Annotated in this window: 18 protein-coding genes and 1 pseudogene; 12 read left to right on the top strand and 7 right to left on the bottom strand. The window is 62.0% G+C overall.

The genetic code is table 11. The features are described 5' to 3' along the window. Positions 1-30 precede the first annotated feature (30 nt). The 3 genes from D3242_RS30745 (at position 31) to D3242_RS30735 (ending at position 2,326) form a co-directional block, all read left to right on the top strand. Entirely contained in the window at positions 31-279 is a 249-nt protein-coding gene (locus tag D3242_RS30745; protein WP_019857993.1) for a hypothetical protein, read from the top strand. Continuing rightward, a complete protein-coding gene (locus tag D3242_RS30740) occupies positions 280-561 on the top strand; it encodes a type II toxin-antitoxin system RelE/ParE family toxin (RefSeq protein ID WP_081296011.1) in 282 nt (93 codons plus the stop codon). 343 nt (positions 562-904) lie between these two features. Then, entirely contained in the window at positions 905-2,326 is a 1,422-nt protein-coding gene (locus D3242_RS30735) for a DEAD/DEAH box helicase (RefSeq protein WP_038646681.1), read from the top strand. Between the two features lie 107 nt (positions 2,327-2,433). Here the strand turns inward: D3242_RS30735 and D3242_RS30730 are convergent, their stop codons facing one another. Then, a complete protein-coding gene (locus D3242_RS30730; protein WP_064982890.1) occupies positions 2,434-3,408 on the bottom strand; it encodes an alpha/beta hydrolase in 975 nt (324 codons plus the stop codon). 93 nt (positions 3,409-3,501) lie between these two features. Next, a complete protein-coding gene (locus D3242_RS30725; protein ID WP_064982892.1) occupies positions 3,502-4,323 on the bottom strand; it encodes an SDR family oxidoreductase in 822 nt (273 codons plus the stop codon). A gap of 226 nt (positions 4,324-4,549) precedes the next feature. Here D3242_RS30725 and D3242_RS30720 point away from each other — a divergent pair, with 226 nt between their 5' ends. The 6 genes from D3242_RS30720 to D3242_RS30695 all read left to right on the top strand — a co-directional run bounded on the left by D3242_RS30720 (position 4,550) and on the right by D3242_RS30695 (position 9,153). Beyond that, entirely contained in the window at positions 4,550-5,584 is a 1,035-nt protein-coding gene (locus D3242_RS30720; RefSeq protein ID WP_019857998.1) for a cysteine synthase A, read from the top strand. Continuing rightward, positions 5,584-6,327, top strand: a complete 744-nt coding sequence (locus D3242_RS30715; protein WP_064983543.1) for an alanyl-tRNA editing protein — start codon at positions 5,584-5,586, stop codon at positions 6,325-6,327. The genes D3242_RS30720 and D3242_RS30715 overlap by 1 nt, the downstream gene beginning before the upstream one ends. 38 nt (positions 6,328-6,365) lie before the next feature. Next, a complete protein-coding gene (gene sseA / locus D3242_RS30710) occupies positions 6,366-7,262 on the top strand; it encodes a 3-mercaptopyruvate sulfurtransferase (protein ID WP_064982893.1) in 897 nt (298 codons plus the stop codon). Between the two features lie 5 nt (positions 7,263-7,267). Further along, positions 7,268-7,831: a GNAT family N-acetyltransferase gene (locus D3242_RS30705; RefSeq protein WP_027046818.1), complete on the top strand. Its 564-nt coding sequence runs from the start codon at positions 7,268-7,270 to the stop codon at positions 7,829-7,831. Between the two features lie 116 nt (positions 7,832-7,947). Then, complete coding sequence (locus D3242_RS30700; protein WP_064982894.1) at positions 7,948-8,505, top strand: OmpA family protein; 558 nt, start codon at positions 7,948-7,950, stop codon at positions 8,503-8,505. A gap of 180 nt (positions 8,506-8,685) precedes the next feature. Continuing rightward, positions 8,686-9,153: a DUF1203 domain-containing protein gene (locus D3242_RS30695; RefSeq protein ID WP_064982896.1), complete on the top strand. Its 468-nt coding sequence runs from the start codon at positions 8,686-8,688 to the stop codon at positions 9,151-9,153. Between the two features lie 232 nt (positions 9,154-9,385). Here D3242_RS30695 and D3242_RS30690 read toward each other — a convergent pair whose 3' ends face one another. Both D3242_RS30690 and ald read right to left on the bottom strand, forming a co-directional pair. After that, positions 9,386-10,681 carry an outer membrane protein gene (locus D3242_RS30690; RefSeq protein ID WP_064982898.1) on the bottom strand — a complete coding sequence of 432 codons (1,296 nt, stop codon included), beginning with the start codon at positions 10,679-10,681 and terminating at the stop codon, positions 9,386-9,388. A 211-nt stretch (positions 10,682-10,892) separates the two neighbouring features. Continuing rightward, complete coding sequence (ald, locus tag D3242_RS30685) at positions 10,893-12,008, bottom strand: alanine dehydrogenase (RefSeq protein ID WP_064982899.1); 1,116 nt, start codon at positions 12,006-12,008, stop codon at positions 10,893-10,895. 157 nt (positions 12,009-12,165) lie between these two features. On the opposite strand from ald, the gene D3242_RS30680 reads away from it, so the two are divergent. Continuing rightward, positions 12,166-12,639, top strand: coding sequence for an Lrp/AsnC family transcriptional regulator (locus D3242_RS30680; protein ID WP_010909317.1), 474 nt, complete (start codon positions 12,166-12,168; stop codon positions 12,637-12,639). Positions 12,640-12,671: 32 nt separating this feature from the next. On the opposite strand, the gene D3242_RS30675 is transcribed toward D3242_RS30680, so the two are convergent. Next, positions 12,672-13,322 (bottom strand): 5-formyltetrahydrofolate cyclo-ligase, encoded by a 651-nt coding sequence (locus D3242_RS30675; protein ID WP_081296012.1) that lies wholly within the window; start codon positions 13,320-13,322, stop codon positions 12,672-12,674. A gap of 162 nt (positions 13,323-13,484) precedes the next feature. Here D3242_RS30675 and D3242_RS30670 point away from each other — a divergent pair, with 162 nt between their 5' ends. Both D3242_RS30670 and D3242_RS30665 read left to right on the top strand, forming a co-directional pair. Further along, a complete protein-coding gene (locus D3242_RS30670) occupies positions 13,485-14,750 on the top strand; it encodes an NAD(P)/FAD-dependent oxidoreductase (RefSeq protein WP_064983546.1) in 1,266 nt (421 codons plus the stop codon). A gap of 150 nt (positions 14,751-14,900) precedes the next feature. Next, positions 14,901-16,880, top strand: a complete 1,980-nt coding sequence (locus D3242_RS30665; protein ID WP_064982901.1) for a bifunctional 2',3'-cyclic-nucleotide 2'-phosphodiesterase/3'-nucleotidase — start codon at positions 14,901-14,903, stop codon at positions 16,878-16,880. 481 nt (positions 16,881-17,361) lie between these two features. Here D3242_RS30665 and D3242_RS30660 read toward each other — a convergent pair whose 3' ends face one another. Together D3242_RS30660 and D3242_RS30655 are read right to left on the bottom strand one after the other, a co-directional pair. Continuing rightward, positions 17,362-18,345, bottom strand: coding sequence for a glycerophosphodiester phosphodiesterase family protein (locus tag D3242_RS30660; RefSeq protein WP_064982902.1), 984 nt, complete (start codon positions 18,343-18,345; stop codon positions 17,362-17,364). 111 nt (positions 18,346-18,456) lie between these two features. Continuing rightward, positions 18,457-18,583: pseudogene (locus D3242_RS30655) on the bottom strand (IS5/IS1182 family transposase); the annotation flags it as partial.

Raw genomic sequence — 18,583 nt, 5'->3', positions numbered from 1 at the left:
GGCATTCGCCAGATATGGCAGAATAAGCCTATGAAGAACAACGTAGAAATATCCGAGGATTTGAACCGCCGGATTGATATGCTCACGTCCCGCTCGACACTGACACGTGATCAGATCATTGAGGATGCGCTGTCCCATGGACGTTCGCTGGCGTGGCAAGAAAAATGGGTCGCAGGCGTTCAGGCGGGAATAGAGGGCGCCGACCGTGGCGACTTCGCCAATGAGGAAGAGATCGCGACCGTTCTCAACAAGTACAGTCAGGCATCAGCCTCTGTGTGAATTGTCTGGACCCGACACTATCTGATCGAGCTAGCGTCAATCGGCGACTACATTGGCCAACATAAGCCGCGGGCCGCTGCCCGGATCGTCAGTGAGATCCATTCAAAGACCCCCCGGCTGTTATCCGCCAACCCGTTCATCGGACGAGTTGGGGAGATCAAGGGCACGCGTGAACTGGTGATTCCCGGCACACCCTACATCGTCGCCTATCGGGTCACGGACACTCAGATAGAAATTCTGTTTGTGCAACATGGCGCCAGGAAGTGGCCGGATGAGGTCTGAGCGGACATTTCGGACTGCTCTCTAGCCGGCTTTTGCTGCGCTGCAACATTACGCCCCTTGCATTCCGGGGCGAACTCAGCCATATGCAGCCCATAGGCGCTTGGGCCGGGAGATTCCGGCCTTCTCGACAAATGAGACTGGTTGCGTCTGTTTTCCCTCTTTCCGGCAAATCGGCAAGGCGGCGAAAAAGCCCCGTGGCATGATGCCTGCGGGCACGACAGCGCAGCCGAGTGGACGCACACGTCCGCCCGCCTTGTCGTTTCATATCAAATTTTTCGACGGCAGGTTGCGCCCTGCCGCCATTGATGTTTGCGGCAAAGAAGCCGCGTGAAAGAAGATTATTTTGACCAACGAAAACACATTGCCCGGCAACGATACCGCGGAACTCTTCGGTTTCGCAGCGCTGGGAATCACGGGTGCGCTGCTCAAGGCCACCCACAATGCCGGATTCACCGAACCGAAGCCGATCCAGATGCAGGCAATCCCGCCCCAGCTGGAAGGCCGTGACATTTTCGGCATCGCGCAGACGGGCTCCGGCAAGACCGCGGCCTTTGCGCTGCCTATCCTGTCGAAGATCATCGCGCTCGGCACCAAGCGGCGCGCCAAGACGACCCGCGCGCTCATCCTGGCGCCGACCCGCGAGCTCGCCGTGCAGATCGAGGACACCATCAAGATCCTCGCCAAGGGCGCGCATGTCTCGACGGCACTCGTGCTGGGCGGCGTCTCGCGCTTCAGCCAGGTGAAGAAGGTTGCTCCCGGCGTCGACATCCTCATTGCTACGCCCGGCCGATTGACCGACCTGGTGCGCGAGGGCGACCTCATCCTCTCCGACACCAAATGGCTGGTGCTGGACGAGGGCGACCGCATGCTCGACATGGGCTTCATCAACGACGTCAAGCGCATCGCCAAGGCGACCGCGCCTGACCGCCAGACGGCGCTGTTCTCGGCCACCATGCCTGACGAGATCGCCGAACTGGCCAAGGGTCTTCTGAAGAACCCGGTCCGTATCGAAGTCTCGCCGCAAAGCACCGCGGCGGCCGAGATTGTCCAGGGCGTCGTCTTCGCCCGCACCAAGCAGAAGCGCCAGGTTCTGTCGACGATGCTCGCTGACGAGGCGATGAAGTCCGTCATCATCTTTTCGCGCACCAAGCATGGCGCCGACCGGGTGACCAAGGACCTCGAGCGCGATGGCTTCAAGGCGGCCGTCATCCATGGCAACAAGTCGCAGAATGCCCGTCAGAAGGCGCTGAACGATTTTCGCGATGGATCGGTCCGCATTCTGGTCGCGACCGACATCGCGGCGCGCGGCATCGACGTCCCCGGCATCAGCCATGTCGTGAATTTCGACCTGCCGGATGAGGCGGAAAGCTACGTCCACCGCATCGGCCGCACCGGCCGCAACGGCATGGACGGCATCGCGATCACACTTTGCGATCCTTCTGAGAACAGCAAGCTGCGCCAGGTCGAGCGCATCATCCGCACCAAACTGCCGATCGTCGCCGACCATCTCGGCAGCCCCGATCCGCAGCGCAATCCGGCTGAAAAGAACGAGCGCTTCGAGCCCGCCAATGATCGCAACGACCGCAATGGCCGTCGTGACGGCCGGCGGCCGGGCGGCGAAAACAAGGGCAACGGCTTTGGCAAGAAGCGGTTCGGCGACAAGCCGGCCTTTGCCGGTGAGCGCAAGCCGGAAGGCGCCAAGCCCTTCAAGGGCAACAACAAGCGCCGTTTCGGCGGCAAGCGTCCGGCAGCGCGGGCTGCTTAACCAAGCCTCGTCGCGGTCGGCCAAGTCTTAGCGCTTGGCTGGTTGCCTGACCGATTAGAGAAAGGGCGGCCGAAGCGATGCTTCGGCCGCCCTTTCCGTCTGCGCACCTACTTCGCCACCGCCTCGACCCAGACGGCAATCCGTTGCGCGAGAAATGCCGTGGTCGATGGCGACAGCACGTCGCCGGCAATGACATGGTTGTCCGGGTCGCCGGTGTCGTCGACCGGCACCAGCTCGTGCGGTGCGCCCCAGCGCCCTGCGATTTCGCGGGTGCGGTCTGGCCGCACCACTTTGTCCGAATCCGAGAAGATGAACAAAGCCGGGATATCAGCCTTCTCCACCGGCGCCCTGTAGGCGAGTTCCGTCAACGCTTGCATCGGCAGCGTCGCGGCAACCGGATATTTGATGGTCCAGAACTTCTCGTGCAGCGCGTTGCGCGCCACAAAACTGCGCTCCTTGCCGATCACGAGTTCGGCGATCTGTTTGCCCCAGGGCATGGTCAGGATCTCGGCGCCGGATGCCTTCACACCGAAATTGGGCGAGATGAATGCAATGGCAGCCACCCCATTCGATGCCGCGGGCTGCGTAGCCGCCCATGCCGCCAGCGAGCCGCCGGTCGAGGTCGAGATGACGATCACCTTGTCGCCGATGGCGCGGCCGATGGCGAGCGCTTCCTCATAGTCGTTGATCCAGGCATTGACGCTGCCTTGCGTCATCGCCGCGCCGTCCTGCCCGTGACCGGTCAGGCGGGTGTAGAAGAGATTTGCGTCGAGCAGGTCGGCCACGTCGTCGGGCAGGGGGCGGACCTCGCCCTTCGAAGCCGAGAAACCGTGGATGTAGACGATCGACAGCGGCGTCTTGGCATGCACCATGGGATTGGCCCAGACGATCTCCTTCTCCAGCCCGTCGCGGATACCGGGCACGGCGGCCTCCACCTTTGCCACATAGGCCTGCGGATCGTCACCGACGACGGAAGGATCGAAGCGGATCGTGGTGTCGACGGGAACGCGCGGACCGAGGACGAAGGCCAATGCAAGGACGGCGACCAGGGCCAGCACAGCAAGCACGATCCGTCGCCCCATCGCAGACTCCACGCAACAACAACAAGCCTATGGTGGTGGCCATGAACAGGCAACGGCCGTTCAGGCAGCCACACCACCAATCCTGTGGGCATCCTATTCGTTGGGTGGCTTGCGCTCGTAATGCAGCGGCCTTGCCTTCCAACTGGTCATCAAGATGATCACCCATCGGCTTATCGGCCTCGGCAACATGGCGAGAAATTTCAGTGGCCAGCTCGTGCGGTAAGGAAACGTGGTTTCGAAGCCGCCGGATTTGATAGCCTTCACCATGCGGCGTGTTGCCCGGGTGACCGGCATCAGGCCTGGCATTGGCAGCATATTCTTTTCGGTCAGCGGCGTGTCGACAAAACCGGGGTTTATCACCTGGACGCGGATGTTCATCTTGTCGAAATCATACTTCAGTGACTCGGCCAGGATGTTGATCGCCGCCTTGGTGCCACCATAGGCGGCCGTGGTTGGCCAGCCGAAATAGGCGGTGACCGATCCGACCAGCACGACGTGGCCGCGCGACCGCACGCGCATATACTCCACGACCGGCACCAGGCCGTTGATGATGCCGAAATAGTTGACCTCGAAGGACCGGCGAAAGTCCTTGACGACCAGAGCCTCTCCAGGCGTCGAAATGTAGTTTCCGGCATTGAAGACGGCGAGCACGATGGGGCCGAGTTCGCTCTCGATCGCGGCCACCGTTCTTGCCATGCGCGGCTCATCCGTGACGTCACAGGGAAAGGCGGTGACGCTGCCCGGCATCTGCGCGGTCTCGACGATGAGCGTGTCGATCGGATCATCGTCCAGTGCCGTTACGGCCACCGTATAGCCCCGTGACGCCAGATCCCTGGCCAGCGAGCGGCCGATGCCGCTGCTGCCGCCCGTGACCCAGGCGACGCCGTGTTCCGGATCGGCCCGATAGAGTGTCATGTTGCGCCCTGCCGAGTTGTTGGTGCCTTGCTCTAGCGGTCAGGAAATCGAATGAAAAGAGTGCTTTTCGACCACGGGTGCAAATGAACTTTGGGATATCGAGCAGGCTGCAAGGGGTGTAGACGCACAGCAGTGCCGGAAATGCGACTGGACCAGGTGAATTCTTGCCTTGAAACCGAAGCTTCGGGTTTCTAGGGTTTCGGCGCATGCACACAAGGAATCTTGAATGCCCCGTTCTGTGATCGACGTGATCGGCAACACGCCTCTGATCCGCCTTAACAAAGCGTCCGAAGAAACCGGCTGCGAGATCCTGGGCAAGGCCGAATTCATGAATCCGGGGCAATCGGTCAAGGATCGCGCCGGCCTTTTCATCATCCGCGACGCCGAACGGCGCGGCCTGTTGAAGCCGGGTGGCGTCATCGTCGAGGGAACGGCGGGCAATACGGGCATCGGGCTGACGCTGGTCGCCAAGGCGCTGGGTTATCGCACGGTCATCGTCATTCCCGATACGCAGAGCCAGGAGAAGAAGGACACGATCCGGTTGCTCGGCGCCGAGCTGATCGAGGTGCCGGCCGTGCCCTACAAGAACCCCAACAATTACGTGAAACTGTCGGGACGGCTGGCCGAGCAGATGGCGAGGACCGAGCCCAACGGCGCCATCTGGGCCAACCAGTTCGACAACGTCGCCAACCGCGATGGGCATATCCGCACCACGGCGGAAGAAATCTGGGCTCAGACCGGCGGCAAGGTTGACGGTTTCGTCTCGGCGGTGGGTTCCGGCGGCACGCTGGCCGGCGTCGCTTTCGGGCTGAAGGCCAAGAACAAGGATGTGAAAATCGCGCTTGCCGACCCGCTTGGCGCCGCGCTCTACAGTTTCTACACCAGCGGCGAATTGAAGTCCGAAGGCAGTTCGATCACCGAAGGCATCGGGCAAGGGCGTATTACCGCCAATCTCGAAGGGTTCACGCCGGATTTCTCGTTCCAGATCAAGGACGAGGACGCGCTGCCGATCGTCTTCGACCTGATCCAGGAAGAAGGCCTGTGCGTCGGCGGCTCGACCGGCATCAACATTGCCGGCGCCATCCGGCTTGCCAGGGAATTGGGCCCCGGCCACACCATCGTGACCATTCTTTGCGACTACGGCACGCGCTACCAGTCGAAGCTGTTCAATCCGGAATTCCTGCGCGAGAAGAATCTCCCGGTGCCGGGCTGGATGGAACTGCAGAGCAAGATTTCGGTGCCTTTCGAAAAGGTCGCATGATGGCGCACAAGACGGAAGCGCTGTTTCGCGACGATGCCTATCTCGCCATGGCGGATGCGGCGGTTGCTGCCGTCAATGATCGTGGCGGCATCATTTTCGATCGGACGATCTTCTACGCCACCTCGGGTGGCCAGCCGGGCGATACCGGCTATCTCGAACGTGCCGACGGCAGCCGCATCGTCATTGCCGCCACCATCACAGGTGAGACCAAGGACGAGATCATCCACGTGCCGGCGCCGGAGCAGGCGGCCCTGGCGGTTGGCGAGAAGGTCAAACTCGCGATAGACTGGGAACGTCGGCACCTGTTGATGCGCATGCACGCGGCTTGCCATCTGCTTACCGTCGTTTGCCCGTTTCCGATCACCGGTGCGGCGGTTTCCGAGGACGATAGCCGGGTCGATTTCGACATTCCGGACGCCAGCTTCTCGAAGGAAGAGGTCACCGCGAGCCTGATGGATCTGGTGCGCGCCGATCATCCGATTTTCACCAGGCTGATCAGCGACGAGGAACTCGCCGCGAACCCAGGCCTGGTCAAGTCGAAGAATGTCCTGCCGCCGGTCGGCACCGGCAAGATCCGCCTGGTCTGCATTGGTGAGAATGGCGCGGTCGATAGCCAGCCCTGTGGTGGCACGCACGTGAAAAGCACCGGCGAAATCGGTGAAATCCACATCGGCAAGATCGAAAAGAAGGGCCGTGAGAACAGGCGCTTCCGCATTCGTTTCGGCCCGATGCCGGCCGCCTGACACGCAACCTAGCCCTACCCGGAACAGAAAGAACCAGAATGGCCGAAGACAGTCCTTTCACCGTCGATGCGGACTGGCTGCAGGCGCGCCTGGGCGAGCCCGGCCTGACCATCGTGGACGCGTCCTGGTACCTGCCGGCGCAGAAGCGCGGCGCGCGCGCCGAATATAATGCCGCCCACATTCCAGGCGCCCGCTTCCTGGATCAGGACGCGGTGTCGGATCCCGACGCTGCCTTGCCGCACACGCTGCCTTCGCCTCAGCATTTCGCGCAATATGTCGGTGCGATGGGCGTGTCCGCCGACGACACCATTGTCGTCTATGATGGTCCGGGTTTCTTCTCGGCACCCCGGGCATGGTGGATGTTCCGCATCATGGGTGTTTTCCAGACCTATATTCTGGATGGCGGTTTCGACGCTTGGAAGGCGGCCGGCCGCCCGGTAACGTCCGAGCCGACGAAGATCGCGCCAAGCGTGTTCCATGCCGACTTCGACGCCGGCCGCGTCGCCAGCCTCGCCGACATGCGCCGGATCGTCGAGACCGGCGCCAGCCAGATTGCCGATGCCCGTGGATCCGGCCGCTTCACCGGCGTCGAGCCCGAGCCGCGCGCGGGGATCCGCTCCGGCCATATGCCGGGCGCACGCAACGTGCCGTACTCCGCACTGTCGGAAAACGGCATGCTGTTGTCGAAGGACCGTTTGCGCAAGGTGATCGAGGACGCCGGCATCGACCTGTCGAAGCCCGTCATCACATCTTGCGGCTCCGGTGTCACCGCCGCGGTGGTTACGCTCGCGCTGGAGACGCTTGGCCACACCGACAACAGGCTTTATGACGGCTCATGGACGGAATGGGGCGGGCTCTCCGACACGCCTGTCGTGACCGGCCCCGCGACGGCCGGCCCCGCTAAGACCGGCCCCGCCAAGGCCAGCAAGGAATGAACGCGATGGAAAACGGTGTGCTGCAGGACATTGAAGTCACCGTGACTTTTCTCGAAATGCATGCCCCCCCTGCGGTCTCCCCGCCAGTGCCCTACAACCGCCAGGTCGCGCTGTTGAAGACCAAGGACATCCCCTTGCATTTCTATCGCTATTTGATGGACCGGGTCGGGCGCAAATGGCATTGGGTGAATGTTCTCAGGCTGGACGATGAGGAGCTTTCGGCCGGCATCCACCGCGAGGACCGTGACATCAGGGTGCTCTACCTCGACGGCGCGCCAGCCGGCTTCTTTGACCTCAAGCCGCATCTGCCTGATGAAGTCGAACTCGCCTATTTCGGCATGATGGAACATGCCACCGGGCAAGGCATTGGCCGCTGGTTCCTGGGTTCGGCGATTTCAGCCGCCTGGTCGTATGGGCCAAAACGAGTGACGGTGCAGACCTGCACGCTGGACCATCCGGCGGCTCTGCCGCTCTACCAGAAGCTCGGCTTCAAGCCGGTCGCGCAGAAGAAGGAGGTCGTGCATCCGCTGCCTTTCGCCGAGCGCTCGGCCAGCGTCATGCGGCCCTGATTTCAGCTGGAATCCGAAATCGGCCGGAACCTGAACCGGCCGTTCATCGGCGCTTCAGCCTGCCTTTGGCATCTTGCCCGCATCATCAATGCGGCTGAGGCCGAAGGAGGATAGACATGCTGACACGCCGTACACTTGTCGTCGCGCTGATCGCAGCGATCGCCATGCCGAGCCTTGCCGCCGCCCAGGCGACGACGCCTTCGGCCGCGACGATCGAGCGCAAGCTCGAGGCGACGCCCCGGGTGAAGTTGCGGCCGAACGAGCGTGTCACCATCCGCGAATTCAAGCGCCGGCCGGATTTGCGCCGCATGGCGCGCTCGATCGACATCCAGTCGATCAATTTCGCTTTTGGCTCGGCCGCTATTTCCAGTTCGCAATACGACAAGATCGAGAATATCGCCGACGCGCTGCAGCGCATCCTGCGCCGCGATCCCGGCGCCCGCGTGCTGATCGAAGGGCATACCGATGCCGTCGGTTCCTTCCAGTCGAACCAGATCCTGTCCGAACAACGGGCCGCTTCGTTGAAACGCACGCTGGTGCGCGAATTCGGCGTGCCCGGCTATGCCCTGGAAACCGTTGGCTACGGCGAGGAGTTCCTGCTCGTGCCGACGCAGAACGAAAACTGGCGGAATCGCAGGGTGACATTGCGACGCTTCGACGATTTCATTCGGTGAACCAGGGTTCGGTCAACTTTAATGAACTGGCGTATTTTAATCGGCTGGCGCTATCGATGATGCTTTTGATCTATGGGAGGGACCGACATCGGATCGGTCCCTCTATGCCTTGGCAAGAATCGGGTGGGAAGCATTGGCCCGACCACATAATTTCCGGTCAGCAAACCGGAGGTTTTCACCATGGCCATTCAGTTCAAAGCGCTCCCCAGCGAACAAGTCAGGACGCTGCAACGCGGCGGTCCCGATGCTTACGGCCAGACGCCAGAGCTGAGGATTTCCGACGGCGACGGCATGCCTTGCCGCCATTGCCTGAAGAACATCGCCGCCGGCGATGCCTATCTCATTCTTGCCTACCGCCCCTTTCCGGAGCTTCAGCCCTATGCCGAAACCGGGCCGATCTTTCTGCATGCGGAAGAGTGCGAGCGTGCGGCCGAGACCGAATTGCTTCCCGAGGTCCTCGAAAGCCCGGACTACATCGTGCGCGGCTATGGCAGGGATGATCGAATCGTCTACGGCAGTGGCGGGGTCATTCCTACCGACGCAATTGCGGCACGGGCCGAGACCTTGTTCGAGCGCGATGACATCGCCTACGTGCATGTCCGCTCGGCGCGTAACAACTGCTACCAGTGCCGGATTGAGCGAGCCTGAAACGCAAAGGATTGCGCCCAGGAAGCCTGTCGTACTCCCGTCGCATAGGTCGGATAGAACGCGAGTGTCGATAGATTGGCCGACCGCGGATGAACCGGCGGCGATCTCGATATCGAGGAAGCGGGGCTTTGGCTCCGCTTTTTTGTTGCCTTGGGTTCTGCGCAAAAGCCTTCAACGCAAAAAAGAGCCCGCCGGCTAGGCCGGCGGGCCGCAACTTTAGCCTGGAGGGCTTTTAGTTGAACTTGTACTTCGCGCCGATGCGCACGGTCTGGAACGAAGCTTTGTCGGTGAGTGTACCATCCGGTGCGCCAAATTCCGATGAGAAGTCCTTCTTGGCGAATTGCGAATAGCGATATTCGAGGCCGACCGTCACATTGTTGGAGACGGCTGTTTCGAGGCCGCCACCCACCGTGAAGCCGCTCTTGCTCCAATCGATGATATCGCCGACCGGGTCCGAAGCGTGCAGATCGAAATGCTGGTAGCTGTAGCCGCCGATGACATAGGCAAGGGTCGATTCGTTGACCTTGGCGCCAACGCGGGCCAAAGCATCGAAGCCATAATCGTTGTCGAGCTTGATCGAGCCGCCAGGGATGTCGAGTTTGGAGCGAATTCCAGAATAGCTGCCATCGAGCTGTACACCGGCAACCCAGCTGCCGAAATCGTAGTCATAACCAATGCTGGCTTCGCCGAGCACGCCTTCGCTGCCAATGCCATTGAGATCGAGAGCGCCGCCGCCGCCAAGGTCGACGCCAAGGTCGTGAACCGCCGTGCCGGCGCCAAGCGCACCACCAACATAGAAGCCGGTCCAGTTGTAGGTCGGGGCCGGAAATGAGGCGCCGCCACCGCTCTGAGCGCCGAAGCGATAGTTGGCGGCGATATGGAAGGTGTGGGTGGACGGCTCGACGTTCAGAGAACCTCCGCCAAAATCAATAACCGACTTGTCACCATAGTTCGCGTAGCGATACTCGGTCTTCAGCGTCCAGTTACCGCGCAGCACGGTTTCCATACCCACGCCGAGAACATAGCCACCACGATTCTCGGTGAATTCGAGCCCATCGGCATCTCCAGACCCGTCCAGCTTGAAATGCTGCCAGCTATAGCCGCCGAGCACATAGCCGAGCGTGCTTGGATTGAGGAGGTAGCCAGCGCGAAGGCCAACGTCGAAGCCGTAGGCATTGGTCAGGTCGATATCGGCGTCCGGAATGCTGATCGACGGGCCGATATTGCCGATATTGGCATCGATAAAGCCGCCGAGCAGGAAACGTTCATTGACCATATAGTCGTAGCCAGCGGTCAGTTCGCCGAAGACGCCATTGCCGCCGATACCGTTGAAGTCGACAATCGGCGCCACGCTGAACTTGTGCACGCTGGCGCCAAATCCGCCACCGATGCCGACATAAGCACCGCTCCAGTTGAAACCGGAGGCCTCGACCGGCTGCACCACATCAGCCGCATGCGCGGCGGAGATCAAAGCCACTACAGAAACGGCACCCAAAAGGAAAGATTTCGCAGAAACGCGAAGAAACATAGCCCAACCCCTAATCAATAAACCCACCACGTCTCTAGCAGGGAGTCGGTCAGACCAAGAATGACAAATATGCAACAGTTTTGGGCAAACCAAAACCTGCGGTCGGTACTGTTCTGCCCAGTAACCAGGCCGCTGCCCTAGATCGGCCAATAAAAAGCCCGCCGGCGTGGACCGGCGGGCAAGAATAGCAAGTTGACTTTTTCTGGGTGTATCAGGCGGCCAGAACAGCTTTCGGCTCGACCAGCTCGTAGCCGAGCGCTTCGGCGACCGCCCGGTTGGTGATCTTGCCCTTGTGGACATTGAGGCCGTTGCGCAGGTGATGGTCGTCGACCAGCGCCTTCAGGCCCTTGTCGGCGAGCTGCAGGCCGTAGTGCAGCGTCGCATTGTTGAGGGCGTGGGCCGAGGTGACCGGCACCGCACCTGGCATGTTGGCGACGCAATAGTGAATGACGCCATCGACCTCGTAGGTCGGCTCGGCGTGGGTCGTCGCATGCGAGGTCTCGAAGCAGCCGCCCTGGTCGATGGCGACGTCGACCAGCACCGAGCCCTTCTTCATGCCCGATAGCATTTCGCGGCTGACGAGCTTCGGCGCCGCGGCACCGGGAATCAGCACGGCACCGACGACGATGTCGGCCGAGAAGCATTCTTCCTCGAGCGCCTCGACGGTGGAGTAGCGGGTGTGCACACGGCCGGCGAAGAGGTCGTCGAGCTGGCGCAGGCGCGGGATCGAGCGGTCGATGATGGTGACATCGGCGCCAAGGCCGGCGGCCATGCGGGCCGCGTGCAGACCGACGACGCCGCCGCCAAGCACGGTGATTTTGCCGGGCAGCACGCCGGGCACGCCGCCGAGCAGCACGCCGCGGCCGCCATTGGCCTTCTGCAGCGCCGTGGCGCCGGCCTGGATCGACAGGCGGCCCGCGACTTCCGACATCGGCGCGAGCAGCGGCAGGCCGCCACGATCGTCGGTCACGGTTTCGTAGGCGATCGCCGTGACGCCCGAAGCGAGCAGGCCCTTGGTCTGCTCCGGATCCGGAGCCAGATGCAGGTAGGTGTAGAGGATCTGGCCTTCGCGCAGCTGAACCCACTCATTGGGCTGCGGCTCCTTGACCTTGACGATCATGTCCGACTTGGCGAACACATCGGCGGCGGTCTTGGCGATGGTGGCGCCGGCGGCGCGATAGGCGTTGTCATCGGCGCCGATGCCGGCGCCCGCGCCGGCCTCGACCAGCACTTCGTGGCCGTGCGCCACATATTCGCGGACCGAGCCTGGCGTGAGGCCGACACGATATTCGTGGTTCTTGATTTCCTTGGGGCAGCCGACGCGCATTTTCTTCTCCTGATCCGGGCCCTTTTGGGCTCACTCCCTGTATTGTCGGAGTGAACCATGAATCGGCTCGCAAGTGTTTGCGAATGCGCTTGCGCGGGCAGGTCGGTTTCGATAATCCTTGCGTGAATTAGCAGGATATTCGCAGGATTCACGAAAAATGCCGCTCGACAGGATCGATATCGCCATTCTTGAGACTTTGCAGAAGGACGGCAGGATACCCAATGCGGCGCTCGCCGAGAAGGTTGGCCTGTCGCAGTCGGCCTGTTCGCGCCGGCTCGATAATTTGGAAAAATCCGGAACCATTCGCGGCTACCACGCCCGGCTGTCCAATGCCGCGCTCGGTCATCAGATGACGGCGATCGTGCATATATCGCTGTCGGGCCAGTTCGAGAAGACGCTGTCGGATTTCGAAGCAGCCATCAAGCGCTGCCCCAATGTCTTGTCCTGCCACCTGATGTCGGGCGAGTACGACTACATCCTGCGCATCGCGGCGAAAGATCTGGTCGACTATGAGCGCATCCACAAGGAATGGCTGTCGGCCATGCCGCACGTGACCAAGATCAACTCGTCCTTCGCCTTGCGCGAAATCGTCGACCGCACCGCCATGGGCATGAAGCCTGAGATGGCTTGAGCTTGCCGGCCTGACCTTGCTCTAGACGGGCTTCAGGCTTCAGTGACGATCCGATCCATCGGAATGTCATGCGGCTGCGGATAGATGGTGGCGATGCGCTGCAGTTCGTAGCCGACGCCGATGACCAGCGGCTTGACGGGCATGGCGGCCAGTGTGCGGTCGAAGAAGCCGCCGCCATAACCCAGGCGATAATTTGCCGGATCAATGCCGACGATCGGCGCGATGACGATGTCCGGCAGCACCGGATCGCCCTCGGCCGGGATCGGAATGTTCCAGACGCCCTTTTCCAATCCGTCGCCCGGTTTGTAGGCACGGAAGATCAGGGGGTGTCCTTTCTCGACGACGATGGGCAACGCTGTGCGGCCGCCGCGCTCGTTGACGGACGCCATCCATGATCGCAGATCCGGTTCGCCCCGAAACGGCCAGTAAAGGCTGACCATGCGGCCGCGGATCTCGCCGATGATCGTGTCGAGCCCTTTGGCGATGCGCCGGGACATTGCTGCTCGCGCGTCGGCCGAAACAGCAAGGCGGGCCGCGATCAGTCGCTCGCGTTCGGCCTTGCGCCAGCGCCGCACATCGGTCCAGTCGGACAGCGGCGCCCGGAATTCCGGATCGAACTCGTGCATGAAGCAGGGAGGCGAGGCATACTGTCCCGGACCCTGGTCGTCATGATCGTTGGCCATGCGTCACCTCATAGCGTGTTCGGTGACGCTATACCTCGCGACACGATACAACTTGTGCATTCACGACATGGGACGGCGAGTCCTGGGCACTATCCTTCTGTTGTTGCATTGCACAAAAATACCTACATCCGGGACAGGTATCTTGCCATCAGGGTGAATGAGATGAACCAGGCCAGCCACCATGTTGTCGTCGTCGGCGCGGGGTTCGGCGGCCTCGAACTCACCCACGCGCTGGCTGGACAGCCCGTGCGCATCACCATGATCGACAAGCGCAACCACCATCTTTTCCAGCCGCTGCTTTATCAGGTGGCGACGACCGCGCTGGCGACCTCCGAGGTTGCCTGGCCGATTCGCCATCTTCTGCGCAAACGCAAGGACGTGACGACGCTTCTGGCCAACGTCGCCGGCGTCGACCGTACCGGCAAACGCGTGTTGCTCGATGACGGCAGCGCCGTCGCCTATGACACGCTGGTGCTCGCCACCGGCGCCCGTCACGCCTATTTTGGCCACGACGAATGGGAGCCTTTCGCGCCTGGCCTGAAGACACTGGAGGACGCCACCACCATTCGGCGGCGCATTCTCCTGGCCTTCGAGCAGGCCGAGCGGGAAACCGATCCCGCCAGACGCCAGGCGCTGCTGACCATTGCAATCGTCGGCGGCGGGCCGACTGGCGTCGAACTGGCCGGCACCATCGTGGAACTGGCGCACGACACCCTGCGCGGCGAGTTCCGCAACATCGACACGCGGCAAACGCGCGTGGTGCTGATCGAGGCCGGTGACCGCATCCTGGCCAATTTCGCGCCAGAACTCTCCGAATACGCCAGCAAGGCGCTCGAGCGGCTCGGCGTGACGGTCGAGCTCGGCCGGGCCGTCACGCGCTGCGACGCCGAAGGTGTCGTGTTTGGCGACAAGCAACTGGCAGCCCGAACGATCCTGTGGGCAGCCGGCGTTGCCGCCTCGCCCGCCGCCGAATGGCTGGGTGCGAAGGCGGACCGCGCGGGCAGGGTGCTCGTCGAGCCTGACCTCAGCGTGCCCGGCAGCCGGGAGATTTTCGTCATCGGCGACGCCGCCCTTGTGCTGCGGCCCGATGGTCGGCCGGTACCCGGCGTGGCGCCTTCCGCCAAGCAGGAGGGTCGCCACGTCGCCGCGACGATCAAGGCCAGGCTCGCCGGTGACAACACCGTGCGGCCATTCCACTACAAACATGCCGGCGATCTGGCGACGATCGGCAAACGCGCAGCCGCGATCGATTTCGGCTGGATCAAGCTCACGGGCTGGCTCGCCTGGTGGCTGTGGGGCATCGCGCACATCTATTTCCTGATCGGTTTCCGCAACCGGCTTGCGGTTTCCCTGAGCTGGCTATGGATCTACGTCACGGGCCAGCGCAGCGCCCGGCTGATCACCCAGGGCGATGACGACAAGGCCTGACTTTTCTCCACTGTCCCATTCATCCGCCCGTCATCTCTCGCTGATGGATTGATGTGCGGATGCGCGCGACTTGTTGAGTGGACTTGAGCCGAATTCGGCGCGAAGTTCGCTGCGGGGCAGGGCGTGTCACGTTGTCAATGAGGAGAGAACATGTCGCAACTGCTCCATCCCGTCTCCCGCCGCGGTTTCCTCGCCGGCGCCGCAGCCACAGGGGCGCTGATCGTGCTTCATCCCTTCTCCGCCCGGGCGCAGGCCAACCAGGCGCATCTTCGGATCATGGAAACCACTGACATCCATGTGAACGTGCTGCCTTATGATTACTACGCCGACAAAGCCAACGACACGATGGGCCTGTCGCGCACGGCGTCGCTGATCGACGCGGTGCGCAAGGAAGCCGTCAATTCGATGCTGATCGACAATGGCGACCTGCTGCAGGGCAATCCGATGGGCGACTACATCGCCTACGAAAAAGGCCTGAAGGACGGCGATCTGCATCCGATCATGAAAGGCATGAACCTGCTGGGCTACGAGTGCTCGACACTCGGCAACCACGAATTCAACTATGGCTTGTCTTTCCTGGACAAGGTGCTGGCCGGCGCCAATTTCCCCTTCGTCTGCGCCAATCTGGTCCGCGGCACGGAGCTTGCCGCCAACCCGCGTGACGACAAGCTCTATCTCAAGCCCTATGTGATCCTCGACAAGAAGATCAAGGATGGTTCGGGCGCCGAGCAGCCGATCAGGATCGGCATCATCGGCTTCGTGCCGCCGCAGATCATGGTCTGGGACCTCAAGAATCTCGAAGGCAACGTCAAGACGCGAGACATCGTCGAGGCGGCCAAGGCCTGGGTGCCGCAAATGAAGGAAGAAGGCGCCGACATCGTCATCGCGCTCTCGCATTCCGGCATCGACGTGAAGCAGGGCGACATGATGGAGAACGCCTCGTTCTTCGTTGCCGGTGTCGATGGCATCGATGCCGTCTTCACCGGCCACCAGCATCTGGTGTTCCCCGGCAAGAAGGACTTCCAGTCGCTCGAAGGCGTCGACACGCAGAAAGGCACGCTGCAGGGCAAGCCCGCCGTGATGGGCGGCTTCTGGGGCTCGCATATGGGTCTGATCGACCTCATGCTGGAGCGTGACGGATCGAAATGGAAGGTCGTCTCGGCGACCACCGAGGCGCGGCCGATCTTCGAGCGCGTCGACAACAAGAACAAGCCGACTGTCCCCGACGACAAGCGCGTCATCGCGGCGCTCGAGCAGGACCATCAGGCGACCCTGGCCTATGTGCGCCGCCCGGTCGGCAAGACCTCCGCGCCGCTCTATTCGTATTTCGCGCTGGTCGCCGACGATCCGTCGGTGCAGGTCGTCAGCCAGGCGCAGACCTGGTACCTGAAGGACATTCTCAAGAACACGCAGTGGAAGGACGTGCCGCTGCTGTCGGCCGCTGCTCCCTTCAAGGCGGGCGGGCGCAACGGCGCCGACTACTACACCGACGTGCCGGCCGGCGACATTGCCATCAAGAACGTCGCCGACCTCTATCTCTACCCGAACACCGTGCGGGCCGTTGAGATCACGGGGGCGCAGGTGAAGGAATGGTTGGAGATGTCGGCCGGCATTTTCAACAAGATCGAGGTGGGGAAGGCTGACCAGGCGCTCATAAACACCGATTTCCCGTCCTACAATTTCGACGTCATCGATGGCGTCTCCTACAAGATCGACCTGTCGCAGCCGCCGAAATATGATGCCAAAGGCGGAGTGGCGAACGCCGGCGCCAACCGCATCGCCGACTTGATGTTCGACGGAAAACCAATTGATCCCAATCAGAAATTCGTCGTCGCGACCAACAACTACCGGGCCGGCGGCGGCGGCAATTTCCCCGATATCAATGCCTCGAAGATCATCTACGAGGCGCCGGACACCAACCGCGACGTGATCGTTCGCTACATTGTGAGCCAGGGCACGATCAACCCGTCGGTCGACGGCAACTGGTCGTTCGCACCGCTGCCGGGAACCAGCGTCGTGTTCGAGACAGGCGTCAAGGCAAAGGATTTCATTGCCGATGTGAAGTCGCTGAAGATCGAACCGGCGGGCGAGGGCGAAGCGGGGTTCGCTAGATATCGCATCCTTCTCTGATCCGCATCGCACGGCGTCAGTTTGCAGGAGCCGGCGCCAGCGGCAAGGCCGTCGCGGGGGCTTGCGGGCTGATTGGCTGCGTTGGCTCGAGGGACGTGCCAGTCGGGTCGCTGGGCACGGTCAGGGGCGACATACCGGCCGGAGTGTGCACCTCGTGGATGGTCGAGGTTGGCGTGTTGTCGATGAGATCGCTCGCACCAGGCGTCAAGGCTGGGCTGAGGCTGCGGCCCAGCGGATCATTCATGACTGTTGGTGGAACTCCGCGCCGTGCTTCGGCGGCGGATAGGGCGGCAAGCAGGATGGCAATGGCGGTAACAGTTCGCTTCAAGGAAGCCTCCTATGATCAGAGGCGCTCGGCGTTGGGTTGGGCGCGGGCGTCGGATGCGTCGAAACGATAGCCGCGTGATCCCGGTTTCATCACGTTCGCATCAAGAGGTTGCGATCGAAGGAGGTGAAGGGGCACAACAGCGGGCCGGCTGGCCTAGGATGCAAAACGCTGCTTGATCACAGGCATGACGCGATCCAGCGCATCCGTGGAAATGCCGCCGGAATAGCCATCCGGCAATTGGTTGATGAGTTGGGGATCGTCCAGCCCTTGCGAAAAACCGCCGCCCGAATAGGGGCCGAGTAGGTAGACGCGCGTGTCGACGTCCTGCATGCGGTCGAGAAAACGGTCGGGCCAACCCCACATCCATTTGGCGACGTTGATGGGGATCAGCAATATGCCCTGGCGGCAGGCATCCGGAACATATCCGCTCCACCCCAGCGCGGCGTATCGTGCGATGCATTGCGTGAGCGACGCCCGGCTCAGCGTATGCATGTCCGGCAGCGCCGCCTTGACCGCGGCAATCGGCTTGTCGCCGCCATAGACCGAAAGGTAGCCGCGCTCCGCGGGCGTCAGCTTGGCGAGCCAGTTAGCCAGCGCCTCGCCTTCATGGGGATCGTTGCTCTTGACGTTGATGTTGAAGCGGCGAGCCGGGAAGTGCGACAGGACCTCGTCTAGCGACGGCATCATACCGATCCCCTTGCCGCGAAACGGGTAGGTCTTGCCGCCATCGGCCGTGTAGCCGTAGCCGATGTCGAGCGTCTTCAACTCGGTCATGGAATGGCCGCGGGTCTCGCCCTTGCCTTCGGTCCGGCAATCCAGCGTCCAGTCGTGGAAGACAGCGAACTTGCCGTCCGTCGTCGGCTGGACATCGAGTTCGAGCGCGTCCGCGCCAAGCGCGAAGGCAGCTTCCATCGAGGCGATCGTGTTCTCGAGGTGGGCATGGCGCGGCGGCAGCATGCGACTGGCCGTGCATGTGTCGGACCCAAGATCCGTGCGGTCGAAATCCTGGGCAAGACCGCGATGGGCAAGTACTGCCGGAAAGCCGGCAGGACGGCTCGACAGCAATGAGCTGTTGTTGAGCCAGATACCTCCCAAGGCGACGGTGACGCACGTGAAGAAGATTGTCCGTTTGCGCATGATTTTTCGATTCGCCTGTCCCGGGCGACATCCTGCTTGAGGATCGGACTTTTTGACGGCGATCACAGGGCGATGTCGAGATCAGGCCCGACATCGGCAGTTCGTGGCGACCTAGGACGTAGACTCATTACCGCGTAGCCAGAGGCGGATTGCGACGAGTTTGAGGGCGGCAAGATAGTTCTCAGCCAGCTTGTCGTATCGGGTTGCGATACGACGGAATTGCTTGGCCTTGTTGAAG

Origin of the sequence: Mesorhizobium jarvisii (assembly GCF_003601985.1) — a bacterium.
GTDB lineage: Bacteria > Pseudomonadota > Alphaproteobacteria > Rhizobiales > Rhizobiaceae > Mesorhizobium > Mesorhizobium jarvisii.
This window is presented reverse-complemented; position numbering and strand designations above follow the sequence as displayed.

Excerpts from the sequence above, each read along its gene's own strand:
- ald (WP_064982899.1), bottom strand. The coding sequence starts at position 12,008 with ATGCGCGTCGGCTGCCCCAAGGAAATCAAGAACCACGAATATCGTGTC.
- D3242_RS30745 (WP_019857993.1), top strand. The coding sequence starts at position 31 with ATGAAGAACAACGTAGAAATATCCGAGGATTTGAACCGCCGGATTGAT.
- D3242_RS30670 (WP_064983546.1), top strand. The coding sequence starts at position 13,485 with ATGAACCAGGCCAGCCACCATGTTGTCGTCGTCGGCGCGGGGTTCGGC.
- sseA (WP_064982893.1), top strand. The coding sequence starts at position 6,366 with ATGGCCGAAGACAGTCCTTTCACCGTCGATGCGGACTGGCTGCAGGCG.
- D3242_RS30705 (WP_027046818.1), top strand. The coding sequence starts at position 7,268 with ATGGAAAACGGTGTGCTGCAGGACATTGAAGTCACCGTGACTTTTCTC.
- D3242_RS30700 (WP_064982894.1), top strand. The coding sequence starts at position 7,948 with ATGCTGACACGCCGTACACTTGTCGTCGCGCTGATCGCAGCGATCGCC.
- D3242_RS30665 (WP_064982901.1), top strand. The coding sequence starts at position 14,901 with ATGTCGCAACTGCTCCATCCCGTCTCCCGCCGCGGTTTCCTCGCCGGC.
- D3242_RS30695 (WP_064982896.1), top strand. The coding sequence starts at position 8,686 with ATGGCCATTCAGTTCAAAGCGCTCCCCAGCGAACAAGTCAGGACGCTG.
- D3242_RS30725 (WP_064982892.1), bottom strand. The coding sequence starts at position 4,323 with ATGACACTCTATCGGGCCGATCCGGAACACGGCGTCGCCTGGGTCACG.
- D3242_RS30660 (WP_064982902.1), bottom strand. The coding sequence starts at position 18,345 with ATGCGCAAACGGACAATCTTCTTCACGTGCGTCACCGTCGCCTTGGGA.
- D3242_RS30680 (WP_010909317.1), top strand. The coding sequence starts at position 12,166 with ATGCCGCTCGACAGGATCGATATCGCCATTCTTGAGACTTTGCAGAAG.
- D3242_RS30730 (WP_064982890.1), bottom strand. The coding sequence starts at position 3,408 with ATGGGGCGACGGATCGTGCTTGCTGTGCTGGCCCTGGTCGCCGTCCTT.
- D3242_RS30690 (WP_064982898.1), bottom strand. The coding sequence starts at position 10,681 with ATGTTTCTTCGCGTTTCTGCGAAATCTTTCCTTTTGGGTGCCGTTTCT.
- D3242_RS30715 (WP_064983543.1), top strand. The coding sequence starts at position 5,584 with ATGGCGCACAAGACGGAAGCGCTGTTTCGCGACGATGCCTATCTCGCC.
- D3242_RS30720 (WP_019857998.1), top strand. The coding sequence starts at position 4,550 with ATGCCCCGTTCTGTGATCGACGTGATCGGCAACACGCCTCTGATCCGC.
- D3242_RS30675 (WP_081296012.1), bottom strand. The coding sequence starts at position 13,322 with ATGGCCAACGATCATGACGACCAGGGTCCGGGACAGTATGCCTCGCCT.